Raw genomic sequence first — 16,950 nt, forward strand, 5'->3', positions numbered from 1 at the left:
AACCCATGCAATTGGAACAATAAAAAACGGGAGCCCTTAGGCTCCCGCTCTCATTCAAGCGCTAAAACACACTTACATGTGTTTAACGATAGCGTCGCCAAACTCTGAACATTTCAGCAGCTTAGCGCCTTCCATCAGGCGTTCGAAGTCATAGGTCACGGTCTTGGCAGCGATGGCGCCTTCCATGCCCTTAACAATCAGGTCAGCCGCTTCGAACCAGCCCATGTGGCGCAGCATCATCTCTGCAGACAGGATGATGGAGCCTGGGTTCACTTTGTCCTGGCCGGCGTACTTCGGCGCGGTGCCGTGAGTCGCTTCGAACAGGGCGCAGTCGGAGCCGATGTTGGCGCCCGGCGCGATGCCGATGCCGCCGACCTGGGCCGCCAGGGCGTCGGAGATGTAGTCGCCGTTCAGGTTCATACAGGCGATCACGTCGTATTCCGCCGGGCGCAGCAGGATCTGCTGCAGGAAGGCGTCGGCGATCACGTCTTTAACCACGATCTCTTTGCCGGTGTTCGGGTTCTTGATCTTCAGCCATGGGCCGCCGTCGATCAGCTCGCCGCCGAACTCTTCGCGCGCCAGCTCATAGCCCCAATCCTTGAAGGCACCTTCGGTGAACTTCATGATGTTGCCTTTGTGAACCAGGGTCACGGAGTCACGGTCGTTGGTGATGGCGTATTCGATCGCCGCACGCACCAGACGCTTGGTCCCTTCTTCGGAGCATGGCTTCACGCCGATACCGCACTGCTCCGGGAAGCGGATTTTCTTCACGCCCATTTCGTCGCGCAGGAATTTGATCACTTTGTCCGCTTCGGCGGAGCCGGCTTTCCACTCGATGCCGGCGTAGATGTCTTCGGCGTTTTCGCGGAAGATCACCATGTCGGTCAGCTCAGGCTGTTTCACCGGGCTTGGGGTGCCCTGGTAGTAACGCACCGGGCGCAGGCACACGTACAGGTCCAGCTGCTGGCGCAGGGCCACGTTCAGAGAACGGATGCCGCCGCCGACCGGGGTGGTCAGAGGGCCTTTGATGGCGACGCGGTAGTCGCGGATCAGGTCCAGAGTTTCGTCCGGCAGCCACACGTCTTTACCGTAAACGTGGGTAGATTTTTCGCCGGTGTAGATTTCCATCCAGGAGATTTTACGTTCGCCGTGGTAAGCCTTTTTAACGGCCGCATCAACCACGTGGATCATGGCAGGAGTCACGTCAACGCCGATGCCGTCGCCTTCGATGAACGGAATGATCGGGTTATGAGGAACAACCAGTTTACCCTGGGCGTCAACCGTGATTTTTTTACCTTCTGCCGGAACAACTACTTTGCTTTCCATCAACCTCTCCTTCAAGCGCAATTTTGTTAATGCTTTGTAAGATGCGTGTAGATACTACTTGAATATTCGGTCCGCGCCAATCCGAAACGGATTCGGTTATAATGCGCTTATCATCCGTAATCTCAACCGTTATGAAAAAATTCTCTGTTAGAAATCACAAAGTTAAACGATTCAGCAAGCCGAATGCCGCCAAACCCGCCGCGCCGAAGGGGCCGCGCCGCATTGTGTTATTCAACAAGCCCTTCGACGTGTTGCCGCAATTCACCGACGAAGCCGGCCGCGCCACGCTGAAAGAGTACATCCCCTTCCCCGACGTTTACGCCGCCGGGCGCCTGGATCGCGACAGCGAGGGGCTGCTGGTGCTGACCAACGACGGCCAGCTGCAGGCGCAGCTCACCCAGCCGGGCAAGCGCACCGGCAAAATCTACTATGTGCAGGTCGAGGGCGCGCCGCAGGAGAGCGATTTGGCGCCGCTGCGCAGCGGCGTCACGCTGAAAGACGGGCCCACGCTGCCCGCCGGGGTGGAGTTGGTCGCCGAGCCGCAGTGGCTGTGGCCGCGCAACCCACCGATCCGCGAGCGTAAATCCATCCCCACCAGCTGGTTGAAAATCACCCTGTTCGAAGGGCGAAACCGCCAGGTGCGTCGCATGACGGCGCATATCGGGTTCCCTACCCTGCGCCTGATTCGCTACAGTATGGGTAATCTTTCGCTGGGTTCACTGCAGCCCGGTGAATGGAAAATCATCGATTCCCTGTAGACCGATAACTGATGGAGGCGCCATGAAATCTACCCCGATCGCGCTGCTGCTCGCCGCTCTGGCGGCCCCGTTCGCCGCCCCTGCCGCCAGCTTCGACTGCGCCAAGGCGGCAGGCAGCGATGAACGCGCCATCTGCGCCGACCGCACGCTGAACGATCTGGACGTGCAAATGGCCACCAAATACCAGTTCCTGCGCGGCCTGTTCGCCATGGGCGCGCGCGGCGCGATGCAGGACAGCCAGCAGGCCTGGCTGGCAAAACGCCAGCGGTGCGGCGGTGACACCGCCTGTCTGCTCAAAAGCTACCGTACCCGCATCGCCGAGCTGGACGATATCTATCGGCGCATCGACAAACCGCTGTAAGGAGACCGCATGTTCAAACCGCACGTCACCGTCGCCTGCGTGGTGCACGCCGCCGGCAAATTTTTAATTGTCGAAGAAACCATCAACGGCAAAGCGCTGTGGAATCAGCCGGCCGGCCATCTGGAGGCCGACGAGACGCTGGTGCAGGCCGCCGAGCGCGAGCTGTGGGAAGAGACCGGCATCCGCGCCACGCCGCAGGCGTTCCTGCGCCTGCACCAGTGGATCGCGCCGGATCGCACGCCGTTTCTGCGCTTCTGCTTCGTTATCGAGCTGGAAGAGCCGCTGCCGACCGAGCCGCACGACAGCGACATCGATCGCTGCCTGTGGCTGAGCGCCGACGAGATTTTGCAGGCGCCCAACCTGCGTTCCGCGCTGGTGGCGGAGAGCATTCGCAGCTATCAGCAGCCGGAACGTTACCCGCTGTCGCTGGTCGGCAGCTTCGCCTGGCCGCATTAAGCGCGCCGGGCAGCACAAGATGAACAGTGCGCCGGCGCGGCCAACGTGGTAAAATCCTGCGCTTGTTTTTATCAGCACGGTTCGTGTTCAAGTTCGTGAGATCCCCATGTCAGACAACAGCCAGAAAAAAGTAATCGTCGGTATGTCCGGCGGCGTCGACTCTTCCGTTACCGCCTATCTGTTACAGCAACAGGGCTATCAGGTCGCTGGGCTGTTCATGAAGAACTGGGAAGAAGACGACGACGAAGAGTACTGCTCCGCCGCGACCGATCTGGCCGACGCGCAAGCGGTCTGCGACAAGCTGGGCATCGAACTTCACACGGTGAACTTTGCGGCGGAATACTGGGACAACGTGTTTGAGCTGTTCCTGGAAGAGTACAAGGCCGGCCGCACGCCGAACCCGGACATCCTGTGCAATAAAGAGATCAAATTCAAAGCCTTCCTGGAGTTCGCCGCCGAAGATCTGGGGGCCGATTTTATCGCCACCGGCCACTACGTGCGCCGCCAGGACGTGGACGGCAAAAGCCGCCTGCTGCGCGGCGTCGACGGCAACAAAGATCAGAGCTACTTCCTCTACACCCTGAGCCACGAGCAGGTGGCGCAGAGCCTGTTCCCGGTCGGCGAGCTGGAGAAGCCGGAGGTGCGCCGCATCGCCGAGCAACTGGAGCTGGTCACCGCCAAGAAGAAAGACTCTACCGGCATCTGCTTTATCGGCGAGCGCAAGTTCCGCGACTTCCTCGGCCGCTACTTGCCGGCGCAGCCGGGCCCGATCGTCAGCGTTGACGGCCAGACCGTCGGCGAACACCAGGGCCTGATGTATCACACCCTGGGCCAGCGCAAAGGGCTGGGCATCGGCGGCCTGAAAGACAGCAGCGAAGATCCGTGGTACGTGGTGGATAAAGACGTGGCCAACAACGTGCTGGTCGTCGCGCAGGGGCACGATCATCCGCGCCTGATGTCCGTAGGCCTTATCGCGCAGCAGCTGCACTGGGTGGATCGCCTGCCGCTGAGCGGCCCGTTCCGCTGCACGGTGAAGACCCGCTATCGCCAGCAGGATATCCCTTGCACCGTGACCCCGCTCGACGACGAACGCATCGAAGTGCGTTTCGACGAGCCGGTCTCCGCCGTCACCCCCGGTCAGTCGGCGGTATTCTACCAGGGCGAAATCTGCCTCGGCGGCGGCATCATCGAACAGCGCCTGGCGTAATTCGCCTGCCGCCCAAGAAAAACGCTGCGTTTACCGCAGCGTTTTTTATTCAAAATTCCACCTGCGCCCCCAGCTCGATCACCCGGTTCGGCGGGATTTCGAACAGGTCCGGCGCCCGCAGCGCGTTGCGCTGCAACAGCTGGAACACCTTGCCGCGCACGCGCAGATACCAGGGCCGTTTGCCCAGCACCAGCGTATCGCGCGACATGAAGAACGAGGTCTCATTCATGGTGAAGCTCATCCCCTCCAGCCCGCAACGGTAAAGAATGTCCGTCACGTTGGGCGTCTCGCGCCAGCCGTAGCTCGCCACCACCCGCCAGAAACTCGCCGACAGCTGTTCGATCGCCACCCGCTGCACGTTGTGCACGTACGGCATGTCAGTGGTGACGATGGTCAGCAGCACCACGCGCTCGTGCAGCACCTTGTTGTGCTTCAGGTTATGCAACAGCACCAGCGGCACCGCATGCGGCGTGCGCTCCATAAACACCGCGGTGCCCGGCACCCGCTTCGGCGGCGCCTTCTCCAGCGACTCGATCAGCGCGCTCAGCCCTTCCTGGTTGTCGCGCAATCGGCGGATCAGGCGCGAACGCTCGGTCTTCCAGGTCAGCATGATCAGCAGAATGATTAGCCCGAGCGCCACCGGCAGCCAGCCGCCGGTCGCCAGCTTGATCAGGTTGGCGCCGAACAGCGGCACGTCGATGCACAGCATGACCAGCAGCATCAGCCCGCCCAGATAGCGCGGCCAGCCCCAGTTTTTCACCGCCACGATGCTCAGCAGAATCGACGACAGCAGCATGGTGCCGGTTACCACGATGCCGTAGGCCGAGGCCAGGTTGCTGGAGTGTTTGAAGCTGACGATCACGATCAGTACCGCCGCGAACAGCAGCCAGTTCACCACCGGAATGTAGATCTGCCCGGACTCCTGATCGGAGGTATAGATAATACGCATCGGCGGCAGGTAGCCCAGCCGCACCGCCTGCCGCGTCAGCGAGAACACGCCGGAGATCACCGCCTGCGAGGCGATCACCGTCGCCAGCGTAGCGATCACCAGCAGCGGGATCAGCGCCCAGGTCGGCGCCAGCAGGAAGAACGGGTTATTGATCGCCGCCGGGTTGGCCAGCAGCAGCGCCCCCTGGCCGAAGTAGTTCAACACCAGCGCCGGCGCCACCAGCGTAAACCACGCCAGACGGATCGGTTTTTTACCGAAGTGGCCCATATCGGCGTACAGCGCTTCGGCGCCGGTGACCGACAGCACCACCATGCCCAGCGCAAAGAACGACACGGCCTTGTATTCGAGGAAGAAATTCACCGCCCAGTAAGGGTTCAGCGCCCGCAGCACGCCGGGGTGATGCAAAATGCCGCCGAGGCCCAGCAGCGCCAGCGTCAGGAACCAGATAACCATCGCCGGGGCGAACAGTTTGCCGACGCTGCCGGTGCCGCGTTTTTGGATCGCGAACAATGCGGTCAGCACCAGCAGCGACAGCGGTACGATAAAGCTGTCCAGCTCGGGGGCGATAATCTGCAGCCCCTCGATGGCCGAGAGCACCGAAATGGCCGGGGTGATCACCCCATCGCCGTAAAAGAAGCTGCCGCCCACCAGCCCGATCAGCACCGCCGCCGGCACCCAGCGCGCATCCAGCTTGCGGATCGCCAGCGACATCAGCGTCAGAATGCCTCCCTCGCCGTCGTTGTCGGCGCGCATCACGAAACAAATGTATTTAATCGACACCACCAGCGTCAGCAGCCAGAAAATCAGCGATAAAAAGCCGTAAATCGAGGCCGGCGTCAGGGTGATGCCCTCCTCCGCCGTCAGGCATTCGCGCAGGGTATACAGCGGGCTGGTGCCGATATCGCCGTACACCACGCCGATGGCCGCCAGCGTCACCGCCGGCAGTGGCTGCTTGTTTTTTACGTGCATATAAAGGTCTTTATTTGAGGGTTCACGTTGGCAGTATAGATGCAGCCGCCGCACTTTATTTGCCGCAGCAACAATAAGTTCGCGCCGCCGCGCCGGCGATTTTCGTCGCCTATTTGCGCAGTTCTGCGCCGCACGGCGCCTCCGCCTCACCGCAGACGTATTAGACGCTGGGTTTACCCTCGATTTTGTGGCATGATCCGCGGCATTCGTTGTCATCGTTGTTACAGCCACGCCCGATCGTTACCGTTCGCGGCCGCCGCCGTTACCCCTGCGATACACACAACCTTATGCAGTAAGCCATGTACCGTTCACCGCGTTTACAGGAGTCATCGTGGCGAAGAATTATTATGACATCACGCTGGCCATGGCGGGCATCAGCCAGTCGGCGCGTTTGGTTCAGCAGTTGGCCCATGAAGGGCAATGCAACCGCGAAGCGTTTCAGACCTCGCTGAAAAGCCTGCTGCAGATGGATCCGCCCTCCACGCTGGCGGTGTTCGGCGGCGAGGAACGCAATTTGATGGTCGGCCTCGAAACCCTGATGGGCGTGCTGAATGCCAACAACAAAGGGCCGGGCGCGGAACTGACCCGCTACACCATCAGCCTGATGGTGCTGGAGCGCAAGCTCAACGCCAACAAACAGGCGATGAACACGCTCGGCGAACGCCTCGGCCAGCTCGAACGCCAGCTGGCGCACTTCGATCTTGAATCGGACACCATCATCAGCGCGCTGGCCGGCATTTACGTCGACGTGGTCAGCCCGCTCGGGCCGCGCATCCAGGTGACCGGCTCGCCGGCCATCCTGCAGAACCCACAGGTGCAGGCCAAGGTTCGCGCCACGCTGCTGGCCGGCATTCGCGCCGCCGTGCTGTGGCAACAGGTCGGCGGCAGCCGCCTGCAGTTAATGTTTTCCCGTAATCGTCTGTTCAAGCAGGCGCAAAATATCGTTGCTCATTGTTAATCGATCCCAGGAGTTGCTACCGATGGAATTATCCTCACTGACCGCCATTTCCCCCGTTGATGGACGCTACGGTGATAAAGTCAGCGCACTGCGCCCCATTTTCAGCGAATACGGTCTGCTGAAATTCCGCGTACAGGTTGAAGTACGTTGGCTGCAAAAACTGGCCGCCTGCGCAGAAATCAAGGAAGTTCCCGCTTTTGACGCCGACGCAAACGCTTTCCTCGACAAAATCGTCGCGGAATTCAATGAAGAAGACGCACAGCGCATCAAAACCATCGAGCGCACCACCAACCACGACGTGAAAGCGGTCGAGTATTTCCTGAAGGAAAAAGTGGCGGCGGTGCCTGCGCTGCACGCGGTGTCCGAGTTCATCCACTTCGCCTGCACCTCCGAAGACATCAACAACCTGTCGCACGCGCTGATGCTGCAAAGCGCCCGTCAGGACGTGGTGCTGCCTTACTGGCGCAAGATCATCGACGCGCTGAAAGGGCTGGCGCAGGAATACCGCGATATCCCGCTGCTGTCGCGCACCCACGGCCAGCCGGCGACCCCGTCGACCGTCGGCAAAGAGTTCGCCAACGTGGCTTACCGCATGGAGCGCCAGTACCGCCAACTGGAGCGCGTGGAGATCATGGGTAAAATCAACGGTGCGGTCGGCAACTACAACGCCCACATCGTCGCCTACCCGGAAGTGGACTGGCATCAGTTCAGCGAAGCGTTCGTCACCTCGCTCGGCATCACCTGGAACCCGTACACCACCCAGATCGAACCGCATGACTACATCGCCGAACTGTTCGACTGCGTAGCGCGTTTCAACACCATTCTGATCGACTTCGACCGCGACATCTGGGGCTACATCGCCCTGAACCACTTCAAGCAGAAGACCATCGCCGGCGAAATCGGTTCTTCCACCATGCCGCACAAGGTCAACCCGATCGACTTCGAAAACTCCGAAGGCAACCTGGGGCTGGCCAACGCCGTGCTGGGCCACCTGGCGGGCAAACTGCCGGTTTCCCGCTGGCAGCGCGACCTGACCGACTCCACCGTGCTGCGTAACCTGGGCGTGGGCCTGGGTTACGCGCTGATCGCCTATCAGGCCACCCTGAAGGGCATCAGCAAGCTGGAAGTCAACCAGGCGCACCTGCTGGACGAACTGGATCACAACTGGGAAGTGCTGGCCGAGCCGATCCAGACCGTGATGCGCCGCTACGGCATCGAGAAGCCTTACGAGAAGCTGAAAGAGCTGACCCGCGGCAAGCGCGTAGACGCTGCCGGCATGCAGGCGTTCATCGATGGCCTGGCGCTGCCGGAAGAAGAGAAAACCCGTCTGAAGGCGATGACCCCGGCCAACTATATCGGCCGCGCCACCACCATGGTCGACGAGCTGAAGTAAGCGCGTTAGACCCACAACGACAAGGCGGCCCACGGGCCGCCTTTTTGCTTATTATTCGCCGCGCAACACCTGCAGCCGGGCAATCTGCCGCCCCTGCGCATCGAAGTTGTCCGCACTCAGCCAACGCGCCAGCGCCTGCCGCACCGCCGGCCAACGGTCAATGGTGATGGCGAACCAGTCGGTATCCCGGCTGCGCCCCTTGACGATCACCGCAAAGCGGAAGTTGCCCTCGTAACGGAAGCCGAAGCGCAGCGCGGCCTGGCGCGATGGCGCGTTATGGCTGTCGCACTTCCACTCGCAGCGGCGATAGCCCAGCGTGTCGAAGGCATAACGCAGCAGCAGCGCAATGGCTTCGGTGGCGCTGGAGCGCTGTTTCATCAACGGCGACCAGCTGACGTGGCCGATCTCCAGCACGCCGTTGGCCTCGTCGATGCGCATCAGCGCCACCGTCCCCACCGGCGCGTCGCTGGCGGCGTCGAACACCGTCAGATTGACCAGCGTCGGGTTGGCCTGCAGCGTCTCCAGGTGCTGCAACATCGCCGCCGGCGTGTCGGGCCGTTCGATAGACAGATAGGTCCAGTCGCGGCCGTCCGGCGCCAGCTGGAAAGCGTCATACAGCGCGGCGTAATCCCGCTGCGGATCGAGCGGCGCCAGTGAACAGAAACGCCCGCCGAGCGTTGCGCCGCCCGGGCGGCGAGCCGGCTGCCAATCCGGCATCGGTTCGCCAATCGGCTGACCATAACGATTCATTGCCATACGCGCCTCCTGCGGTTAACGGGTATACACGATAAACGAGCTTCTTCTGCCGATTTTGTCGTACAGCGAACGCGCCGGCGCGTTGTACTCCTGGGTCATCCAATAGACCCGATCGCTGCCGCGCGCCTCCGCCAGCCGATACGCCTGTTCGAACAGTTTTTCCGACACTTTATGGCCGCGCGCCTGCGGCGACACATAGAGATCTTCGATATAACAATAGCCCACCGCGCTCCAGGTGGACGGATGGAATACCAGGTTCATCAGCCCCAGCAGCCGGCCGTCGGCATCCTCCGCCACCAGCCCGTACACCTGTTCATCCTGCCCCAAGCGTTCGAAGGTGCGATCGGTCACCTGCGGCGCCACCTCGGCGCGGTAGAAGTCGAGATAGCCCTGCCACAACGCCAGCCATTGCGCTCTGTCGTCGCCATTGATTCTGCGGATGGTCACTTCACGATTTGATGGGTTCATAGCGCCTCACGGGGTTAAGATATTATTTCCATTAGGGAAATAACCGAATAGCGGCAGAATACACCGCGCAGCGACGGCGTAATACGGACCAATTCAAAACGCCGGGCAGACCAATTTTAACCGCCGTTTTCCTGCGGCAGCGCGCTGAACACCTGAGCCAGCGTGGCGATAAAGCGCACGATCTCGTCCGGCGTATAGGCCGAGAAACCGAGCACCAGCGCCCCGCGCTGAGGCGCGCCGGTGTAGAAGTCCGCCAGGCCGTACAGCCGGATGCCCCGTTCGGCCGCCGCCACCACCAGCCGCCGCTCCGTCGCCGCATCCGCCAGCGGGCAAACCAGCTGCAGCCCGCCCTGCGGCAAGGCCGGGCGCGTCCAGGGCGCAAGATGGCGTTGCACCGCGTCGTACAGCACATCCAACCGCGCCTTGTAAAGCGTGCGCATATTGCGCAGATGCTCGGCGTAGCCGCCCTCGTGCAGGCAGTGGAACAGCGTCATCTGCGCCAGCGCCGACGTGTAGCCGTCCTGAAACTGCCTGGCGGCGACCAATGGCCGCACCAGCTGCGGCGGCGCAATCATGAAGCCGATGCGCAGCCCCGGAAACAGCGTCTTGCTGAAGGTGCCGATGTACAGCGTGCGCCCGCCGCTGTCCAGCCCCTGCAGCGCCGCCTTGGTTTGTCGATCGTAGTTAAACTCGGCGTCATAATCGTCTTCGATGATCCAGGCCCGCCGACGCTGGGCCCACTGCAACAGCGCCAGACGCCGCTCGAGGCTCAGCGAGTATCCCAGCGGGTAGTGATGGGACGGCGTGATGTAAACGCCCCGCCCGCCGCCCGCAGCCTGCATCAGCTGCCCGACGTCCAGCCCTTGTTCATCGATGCCGATCGGCCGCGCCTGCAGCCCCGCCGACTGCACCAGCTTTTTCGCCCCCTGGTAACCCGGTTCTTCGACGAATACCGCATCGCCGGGATCGAACAGCACCTGCGTGCACAGCGCCAGCGCCTGCTGAGAGCTGGTGACCACGATCACCTGCTCCGCCGTCGCCTTGACGCCCCGCTCCCGCTGCAAATAGTGCGCGATCTCCGCACGCAGCTCCGGCAAGCCCTGCGGATCGGCATACCCCAACAGCCGCTCGCCGTGCCGCCGCAGCGCCTGCTTTTCCCACTGCAGCCATGAATCGATGGGAAACGCCCGCAGATCCGCCAGCGAGGGCGTCAACGAGGCCTGGCGGCTGGTGTGCGGCGTATGGCTGACCGCCAGCAACGCCCGGCCGCGATCGCTTAACTCGCGTTCCGCCAGCCGCGCCTCCTGGCCTGCCTGCGTCGCCAGCAGTTCACGGCCGAGCAGCGTATCGCAGCGATAACGCACAAAGCTGCCGCGCCCCACCGTTCGGCTGATGAACCCCTCCGCCTCCAGCCGCGCGTAGGTCTGTTCCACCGTGTCACGCGCCACCGCCAGCCGGGCCGCCAACGCGCGGCTCGGCGGCAGCTTCGCCCGCCACGGCAGTTCCCCGGCGGTGATGAGCCGCAACAGGGCCTGGTGCAGCGCCGAACGTCGGGTCAGCCCCTGCTGACGCTGCTGGGTGAAGGCTGCCAGGATTGCCGCGTCGTCCGCGTGTCGTGGGGTGTCACTCATGGGCAGTCTGTTTCTCCGAGCCTGGGGCGATTGCACACTACTCTACCTCATTTTCTCCCAGCGGCGGCGGCAGTTGCGCTGCCCGGCGAAATCCCCTTAAATAAGCCATCGCATTGCGGCTACAGGACTTCCGTCAGCTATGAGCAAGGAGATCAACCAGCGTCTGCTGGAAAAACTGCTGCAGGATCTGGCCAGCGCGGGCGCGATGCCGTTGTATCTGCGCTTTAACGCCTCGGTGCGCCAGGCTATCGAGCAAGGATTGCTGAGCGCGGGGGATTTCCTGCCCAGCGAGCGCCTGTTCACCGAACGGCTCGGCATCTCGCGCATCACGGTGCGCAAAGCGCTGGCCTGCCTTGAGCAAGACGGCATCATTGGCCGTTCACGCGGCTACGGCACCTTCATCCAGCCGCAACGGCCCGCGCCGAAGCTGCGCTATTCCTTAGCGGACATCAAAGGGTTCTCGCGCGAGGCGGCGCAACAGGGGCGTCAGCCGGACACGCAATGGATCAGCCGCGAGCGGGTGCCGGCCAGCGCCGAACTGGCGGAAAGGCTCCAGCTGGCGGTTGGAGCGCCGATCTACCAACTCAAACGCATTCACTTTATCGATCGGCGGCCGATGTCGGTGGCGGTGTCCTACGTGGTGGCGGCGGCGATTGCCAACATCGACGAGATTGGCATCTCGCTCTACGATTACTTCCGGCGCAATAATGTGGAGATGGGCTCGCTGCGCAGCCAGGTCAGCGCGGCGATGGCCGACGACGATATCCGCCAGGCGCTGCAGCTATCAGAACCGATGCCGCTGCTGATCGTGCGCCAGACGCTGTTCGACCACCGCAAGAAGCCTGTCGAATACAGCGAAAGCTTCTGCCGCAGCGACATGTACGAATTTACCAGCGAAAGCTGACCCGTTGCACCTTGCGGCGGCTCACGCCTCGCCCTGCCGGCGGCGGCGAAAACGCACGAACGCCTGGGCATACGCCTCAACGTCCAGCGGATTCACCCGTTTTAACTCCGCCAGCAATCCGGGTTCGATCGCTTCTGCACCGTGCAGCGCACCGCAGACAGCGGTGGCCATCGCGCCGATGGTGTCAGTATCGCCGCCCAGGTTGGCGCACAGCACCGCGCAACGGGTAGGATCGGTTTGCGCCAGCTGCACCATCGCCAGCGCCGCCGGCACCGACTCGATGGTGCTCACCCCGGCGCCGATCAGTTGATATATCCGCTCAGAGGCCTGCTCGGGATCGGCGGCCTCATCCACCACCTGAAACGCCAACTCGATGCGCGCCGCCAGCGAGGGGCTGAACGTCGTCTCCTGCCGGCGCTGGGCATACTCCGCCACGCCCGGCAGCGCCAGACGAATCGAGGCCCAGTCCGCGCCCTCTACCGCCCGCGCGACGGCCCAGGCGATCGCCACCGCACCGGCGACGGCGATGTCGGATTTGTGCGTCGGGCTGGAGGCCAGCCACACCTGCTGGCAGAAATCCTCCAGCGGCGCGGACGGCAGCACGCAGCCCAAAGGCGAAATGCGCATCGCCGCGCCATTGGTGATGCCGTTGTTTTCTAACTCGGCGATCGGCGTGCCCGCTTTCTGCTCGCTCAACGCCAGTTTGGAACTGGGGCCGAGAATGTTCTTGTTGAAGGCGTCAAAACTGTCCACCCAGCGGATCACGTTGCGGGCGATCAGTTCCGGCACCACCTCGCCTTCCGCTTCCCGCAGCGCATCGGCCAGCGCTAACGCCATCGCGGTATCGTCGGTATATTGCCCGGCCTTGAAGTAACAGGCGGCGGTGTTCTCCGCCGGCCCATCGAGAAAGCCGTCTATCCAGCCGAAATGGCGCTTAACCCGCTCGCGCGGCCACAGCTCGGAAGGCATGCCGAGCGCGTCGCCCAGCATCTGTCCGTAAAGTGCGCCCGCTATGCGTTCTGCCTGGGTTAACTGCTTCATCCGTCGCTCCTGAGAAAATGTACCGTTGCCTCAATAATACCTTATTAGTACCTTTAAAGCTTATCAAGCGCCCCGGCTCACACTTCCCTTTCGCGGGCAATGCCCGGGGCGTTTAAGTTGCGTTTAATGTTGCCCCGCCGCTGTTTATCCGACGTTTATCAGAGCTTGTCGATAATGTCGGCGAACAAATTGATAACGCTTATTTTAATACATTGCTTCGGCTCTCTTGCGAGCCGGGCGGGTTATACCTACCATAGCCTCAGCACTTTTTGTCAAAATGGTTCAGGTGGCCGCGTTATTCCCTGACACGCCGCAGAGCGTGTTCCCTTTTATCGCGTGGGTGACAGGACGTTCACCCGCATAGTCACAGGAGTTCGCCATGCGAGTACTGGTTGTTGAAGATAATGGTTTGCTGCGTCACCACCTTTCCGTTCAGATGCGCGAGATGGGCCATCAGGTCGACGCGGCCGAAGACGCCAAGGAAGCCGATTATTTCCTGCAGGAACACGCGCCGGATATCGCCATCGTCGATCTCGGCCTGCCGGGTGAAGACGGCCTGAGCCTGATCCGCCGCTGGCGCGCCCATCAGACCAAGCTGCCGATCCTGGTGCTGACCGCCCGCGAAAGCTGGCAGGACAAAGTGGCGGTGCTGGAAGCCGGCGCCGACGACTATGTCACCAAGCCGTTCCACCTGGAAGAAGTGATCGCCCGCATGCAGGCGCTGATGCGCCGCAACAGCGGCCTGGCTTCGCAAGTGATCGTGCTGCCGCCGTTCCAGATCGATCTGTCGCGCCGCGAACTGAGCGTCAACGATCAACAGATCAAGCTGACCGCCTTTGAATACACCATCATCGAGACCCTGATCCGCAACGCCGGCAAGGTGGTGAGCAAGGATTCGTTGATGCTGCAGCTCTACCCGGACGCCGAACTGCGTGAAAGCCACACCATCGACGTGCTGATGGGCCGCTTGCGCAAGAAAGTGCAGGCGGAATACCCGCATGAAGTGATCACCACGGTACGTGGCCAGGGCTATCGTTTTGACGCGAAGTGAACATGATGTTCAACAAGAATAAAAAACCGTTTTCGCTGCGTGCCCGCTTCCTGATGGCGACCGCCGGGGTGATCCTGGCGCTGTCGCTCTCTTACGGTTTGGTGGCGGTCGTCGGCTATATCGTCAGCTTCGACAAAACCGCCTTCCGTTTGCTGCGCGGCGAGAGCAACCTGTTCTTCAGCCTGGCGCAGTGGAAAGACAACAAGCTCACCATCGCCATTCCCCCCGATCTCGATCTCAACTTCCCGACGCTGGTATTTATCTACGACGATAAAGGCAATCTGCTGTGGAGCCAGCGCAAGGTGCCGGAGCTCGAGAAGCTGATCAACAAGGAATGGCTGGAGGAGTCCGGCTTCTACGAAATCGACACCGACACCCGCGTCAGTAGCGAAGTGCTGGGGGACAACCCCAAAGCGCAGGATCAGCTGAAGAATTACGACGATACCGATCAGAACGCGCTGACCCACTCGGTGGCGGTCAACACCTATGCCGCCACGCCTCGCCTGCCGGCGCTGACCATCGTGGTGGTCGACAGCATTCCGCAGGAGCTGCAGCGCTCCGACGTGGTGTGGGAGTGGTTCAGCTACGTGCTGTTGGCCAACCTGCTGCTGGTGGTGCCGCTGCTGTGGCTGGCGGCCTACTGGAGCCTGCGGCCGATCAAGGCGCTGGTCAATCAGGTGGGCGAGCTGGAGAACGGCGAGCGCGATCAGCTCGACGAAAATCCACCCAGCGAGCTGCGCGGGCTGGTGCGCAATCTGAACATTCTGGTGCGCAACGAGCGCCAGCGCTACACCAAATATCGCACCACCCTGTCGGATCTGACCCACAGCCTGAAAACGCCGCTGGCGGTGCTGCAAAGCACCCTGCGCTCGCTGCGCAGCGGCAAGCAAACCACCATCGAAGAAGCCGAGCCGATCATGCTGGATCAGATCGGGCGCATCTCGCAGCAGATCGGTTACTACCTGCACCGGGCCAGCATCAACTCCGGCCAGACGGTGTTGACGCGCGAGATCCACTCGGTGCCGGCGCTGCTCGACAGCCTGGTGGTGGCGCTGAACAAGGTTTACCAGCGCAAAGGGGTGGTGATCACGCTGGACATCTCGCCGGAAGTGACCTTTATGGGCGAGAAGAACGACTTTATGGAAGTGATGGGCAACGTGTTGGAAAACGCCTGCAAATACTGCCTCGAGTTCGTGGAAATCACCTCGCTGCACTCCGAGAAAAACCTCACCATCGTTATCGACGACGACGGCCCGGGCATCCCGGAAAGCAAGCGCCAGCTGATCTTCCAGCGCGGCCAGCGGGTGGATACCCTGCGTCCCGGTCAGGGCCTTGGCCTGTCGGTGGCGGCGGAGATCATCGAGCAATACGACGGCGAAATCGTCATCAGCGACAGCCCGCTCGGCGGCGCGCGCATGCAGGTCACCTTCGCCCGCCAGCACGACACCCACCACAACGAGTAAATTATGCCGCTGCGGCCCCGATCCACGGGGCCAAACTTCCGTTATAATCGCACTCAGGCTCACTCCCCTATCCTGGAATAGAACATGGATTATCAATTAGATCTGGACTGGAACGATTTTTTGCAACGTTATTGGCAAAAGCGTCCGGTGATTCTGAAGCGCGGCTTCAAAAACTTTATCGATCCGATCTCCCCGGATGAGCTGGCCGGGCTGGCGATGGAAAACGAAGTGGACAGCCGTCTGGTCAGCCACCAGGACGGCCGTTGGCAGGTTGCGCACGGCCCCTTCGAGAGCTTCGACCACCTGAGCGAAAACAACTGGTCGCTGCTGGTGCAGGCAGTGGACCACTGGCATGAGCCTTCCGCCGCGCTGATGCGCCCGTTCCGCCAACTGCCGGACTGGCGGATGGATGACCTGATGATCTCCTTCTCGGTGCCGGGCGGCGGCGTCGGCCCGCACCTCGATCAGTACGACGTGTTCATCATTCAGGGCACCGGCCGCCGTCGCTGGCGCGTTGGGGAAAAAACGCCGCTGAAACAGCACTGCCCGCACCCGGATCTGCTGCAGGTCGAACCGTTCGACGCCATCATCGACGAAGAGATGGAGCCGGGCGACATTCTCTATATTCCGCCGGGCTTCCCGCATGAAGGCTACGCGCTGGAAAACGCGCTCAACTACTCGGTGGGCTTCCGCGCGCCGAACGGCCGCGAGCTGGTGAGCGGCTTCGCCGATTACGTGCTGGCGCGCGAGCTCGGCAGCAAACGCTACGGCGATCCGGACGTTAAACTGCGCGAACACCCGGCGGAGATCCTGCCGCAGGAAGTGGACGCCTTACGGCAGATGATGCTGGATCTGGTGCAACAGCCGGAACACTTCCAGCACTGGTTCGGCGAGTTTATCTCCCAGTCGCGCCACGAGCTGGATCTGGCGCCGCCGGAGCCGCCGTATCAGGCCGGGGAAATCTACGAACTGCTGCAACAGGGTGAAGCGCTGCAGCGCCTGGGTGGGTTGCGCGTGCTGCGCATCGGCGATCGCTGCTTCGTCAACGGTGAACTGATCGACACCGACCAGCTGCAGGCCGCAGACGCCCTGTGCCAGCACTTCAGCGTCGATGCCACTTTGCTCGGCGACGCGGTGGACGATCCGTCGTTCCTGGCGCTGCTGACCGCGCTGGTCAACAGCGGCTATTGGTACTTTAACGACTGAGTTCTCGGGGCTGTGGCCTCTGTTGAACATGTCTACCGGCCCGCTTATGCGGG

Annotated in this window: 16 protein-coding genes; 10 read left to right on the forward strand and 6 right to left on the reverse strand. The window is 61.9% G+C overall.

From position 1 onward, the window contains the following. Nucleotides 1-72: 72 nt before the first annotated feature. Nucleotides 73-1,326 (reverse strand): NADP-dependent isocitrate dehydrogenase, encoded by a 1,254-nt coding sequence (gene icd / locus L085_RS18355; protein WP_015377612.1) that lies wholly within the window; start codon nt 1,324-1,326, stop codon nt 73-75. A gap of 131 nt (nt 1,327-1,457) precedes the next feature. Between icd and rluE the strand changes: the two genes are divergently transcribed. From rluE to mnmA, 4 genes are all read left to right on the forward strand, one after another. After that, nucleotides 1,458-2,084, forward strand: a complete 627-nt coding sequence (gene rluE, locus L085_RS18360) for a 23S rRNA pseudouridine(2457) synthase RluE (protein WP_044031414.1) — start codon at nt 1,458-1,460, stop codon at nt 2,082-2,084. A 22-nt stretch (nt 2,085-2,106) separates the two neighbouring features. Beyond that, on the forward strand, nt 2,107-2,445 hold the full coding sequence (locus L085_RS18365) for a lysozyme inhibitor LprI family protein (RefSeq protein WP_004941208.1): 339 nt from the start codon (nt 2,107-2,109) through the stop codon (nt 2,443-2,445). Nucleotides 2,446-2,454: 9 nt separating this feature from the next. Beyond that, on the forward strand, nt 2,455-2,901 hold the full coding sequence (locus tag L085_RS18370; RefSeq protein ID WP_044031415.1) for an NUDIX hydrolase: 447 nt from the start codon (nt 2,455-2,457) through the stop codon (nt 2,899-2,901). 106 nt (nt 2,902-3,007) lie between these two features. Then, on the forward strand, nt 3,008-4,108 hold the full coding sequence (gene mnmA, locus L085_RS18375) for a tRNA 2-thiouridine(34) synthase MnmA (RefSeq protein ID WP_015377608.1): 1,101 nt from the start codon (nt 3,008-3,010) through the stop codon (nt 4,106-4,108). Nucleotides 4,109-4,157: 49 nt separating this feature from the next. Here mnmA and kup read toward each other — a convergent pair whose 3' ends face one another. Beyond that, nucleotides 4,158-6,026, reverse strand: a complete 1,869-nt coding sequence (gene kup / locus L085_RS18380; protein ID WP_015377607.1) for a low affinity potassium transporter Kup — start codon at nt 6,024-6,026, stop codon at nt 4,158-4,160. Nucleotides 6,027-6,357: 331 nt separating this feature from the next. On the opposite strand from kup, the gene hflD reads away from it, so the two are divergent. Both hflD and purB read left to right on the forward strand, forming a co-directional pair. Next, nucleotides 6,358-6,984, forward strand: coding sequence for a high frequency lysogenization protein HflD (hflD, locus tag L085_RS18385; protein ID WP_004941196.1), 627 nt, complete (start codon nt 6,358-6,360; stop codon nt 6,982-6,984). A 22-nt stretch (nt 6,985-7,006) separates the two neighbouring features. Further along, nucleotides 7,007-8,377 (forward strand): adenylosuccinate lyase, encoded by a 1,371-nt coding sequence (gene purB, locus L085_RS18390; protein WP_044031416.1) that lies wholly within the window; start codon nt 7,007-7,009, stop codon nt 8,375-8,377. A 51-nt stretch (nt 8,378-8,428) separates the two neighbouring features. Here the strand turns inward: purB and L085_RS18395 are convergent, their stop codons facing one another. The 3 genes from L085_RS18395 to L085_RS18405 all read right to left on the reverse strand — a co-directional run bounded on the left by L085_RS18395 (nt 8,429) and on the right by L085_RS18405 (nt 11,232). Continuing rightward, nucleotides 8,429-9,133, reverse strand: coding sequence for a GNAT family protein (locus tag L085_RS18395; protein WP_033633284.1), 705 nt, complete (start codon nt 9,131-9,133; stop codon nt 8,429-8,431). Between the two features lie 15 nt (nt 9,134-9,148). Beyond that, a complete protein-coding gene (locus tag L085_RS18400; protein WP_015377605.1) occupies nt 9,149-9,601 on the reverse strand; it encodes a GNAT family N-acetyltransferase in 453 nt (150 codons plus the stop codon). Between the two features lie 116 nt (nt 9,602-9,717). After that, nucleotides 9,718-11,232, reverse strand: a complete 1,515-nt coding sequence (locus L085_RS18405; protein WP_044031417.1) for a PLP-dependent aminotransferase family protein — start codon at nt 11,230-11,232, stop codon at nt 9,718-9,720. 139 nt (nt 11,233-11,371) lie between these two features. Between L085_RS18405 and L085_RS18410 the strand changes: the two genes are divergently transcribed. After that, nucleotides 11,372-12,136, forward strand: coding sequence for a GntR family transcriptional regulator (locus L085_RS18410; protein WP_044031418.1), 765 nt, complete (start codon nt 11,372-11,374; stop codon nt 12,134-12,136). A gap of 21 nt (nt 12,137-12,157) precedes the next feature. Here the strand turns inward: L085_RS18410 and L085_RS18415 are convergent, their stop codons facing one another. Then, nucleotides 12,158-13,177, reverse strand: a complete 1,020-nt coding sequence (locus tag L085_RS18415) for an ADP-ribosylglycohydrolase family protein (RefSeq protein WP_033645924.1) — start codon at nt 13,175-13,177, stop codon at nt 12,158-12,160. Nucleotides 13,178-13,556: 379 nt separating this feature from the next. Here L085_RS18415 and phoP point away from each other — a divergent pair, with 379 nt between their 5' ends. The 3 genes from phoP to L085_RS18430 all read left to right on the forward strand — a co-directional run bounded on the left by phoP (nt 13,557) and on the right by L085_RS18430 (nt 16,897). Next, complete coding sequence (phoP, locus tag L085_RS18420; RefSeq protein WP_004941169.1) at nt 13,557-14,228, forward strand: two-component system response regulator PhoP; 672 nt, start codon at nt 13,557-13,559, stop codon at nt 14,226-14,228. 5 nt (nt 14,229-14,233) lie between these two features. Beyond that, on the forward strand, nt 14,234-15,691 hold the full coding sequence (phoQ, locus tag L085_RS18425; RefSeq protein ID WP_004941164.1) for a two-component system sensor histidine kinase PhoQ: 1,458 nt from the start codon (nt 14,234-14,236) through the stop codon (nt 15,689-15,691). An 84-nt stretch (nt 15,692-15,775) separates the two neighbouring features. After that, the gene (locus L085_RS18430; RefSeq protein ID WP_044031419.1) at nt 15,776-16,897 is read left to right on the forward strand and encodes a cupin domain-containing protein; all 1,122 of its coding nucleotides are present in this window, start codon (nt 15,776-15,778) and stop codon (nt 16,895-16,897) included. The last annotated feature ends 53 nt before the right edge of the window (nt 16,898-16,950 follow it).

This window comes from Serratia sp. FS14, from assembly GCF_000695995.1.
Lineage (GTDB): Bacteria > Pseudomonadota > Gammaproteobacteria > Enterobacterales > Enterobacteriaceae > Serratia > Serratia nematodiphila.

Coding starts and splice junctions, on each gene's coding strand:
- icd (WP_015377612.1), bottom strand. CDS start 1,326: ATGGAAAGCAAAGTAGTTGTTCCGGCAGAAGGTAAAAAAATCACGGTT.
- rluE (WP_044031414.1), top strand. CDS start 1,458: ATGAAAAAATTCTCTGTTAGAAATCACAAAGTTAAACGATTCAGCAAG.
- L085_RS18365 (WP_004941208.1), top strand. CDS start 2,107: ATGAAATCTACCCCGATCGCGCTGCTGCTCGCCGCTCTGGCGGCCCCG.
- L085_RS18370 (WP_044031415.1), top strand. CDS start 2,455: ATGTTCAAACCGCACGTCACCGTCGCCTGCGTGGTGCACGCCGCCGGC.
- mnmA (WP_015377608.1), top strand. CDS start 3,008: ATGTCAGACAACAGCCAGAAAAAAGTAATCGTCGGTATGTCCGGCGGC.
- kup (WP_015377607.1), bottom strand. CDS start 6,026: ATGCACGTAAAAAACAAGCAGCCACTGCCGGCGGTGACGCTGGCGGCC.
- purB (WP_044031416.1), top strand. CDS start 7,007: ATGGAATTATCCTCACTGACCGCCATTTCCCCCGTTGATGGACGCTAC.
- L085_RS18395 (WP_033633284.1), bottom strand. CDS start 9,133: ATGGCAATGAATCGTTATGGTCAGCCGATTGGCGAACCGATGCCGGAT.
- L085_RS18400 (WP_015377605.1), bottom strand. CDS start 9,601: ATGAACCCATCAAATCGTGAAGTGACCATCCGCAGAATCAATGGCGAC.
- L085_RS18405 (WP_044031417.1), bottom strand. CDS start 11,232: ATGAGTGACACCCCACGACACGCGGACGACGCGGCAATCCTGGCAGCC.
- L085_RS18410 (WP_044031418.1), top strand. CDS start 11,372: ATGAGCAAGGAGATCAACCAGCGTCTGCTGGAAAAACTGCTGCAGGAT.
- L085_RS18415 (WP_033645924.1), bottom strand. CDS start 13,177: ATGAAGCAGTTAACCCAGGCAGAACGCATAGCGGGCGCACTTTACGGA.
- phoP (WP_004941169.1), top strand. CDS start 13,557: ATGCGAGTACTGGTTGTTGAAGATAATGGTTTGCTGCGTCACCACCTT.
- phoQ (WP_004941164.1), top strand. CDS start 14,234: ATGTTCAACAAGAATAAAAAACCGTTTTCGCTGCGTGCCCGCTTCCTG.
- L085_RS18430 (WP_044031419.1), top strand. CDS start 15,776: ATGGATTATCAATTAGATCTGGACTGGAACGATTTTTTGCAACGTTAT.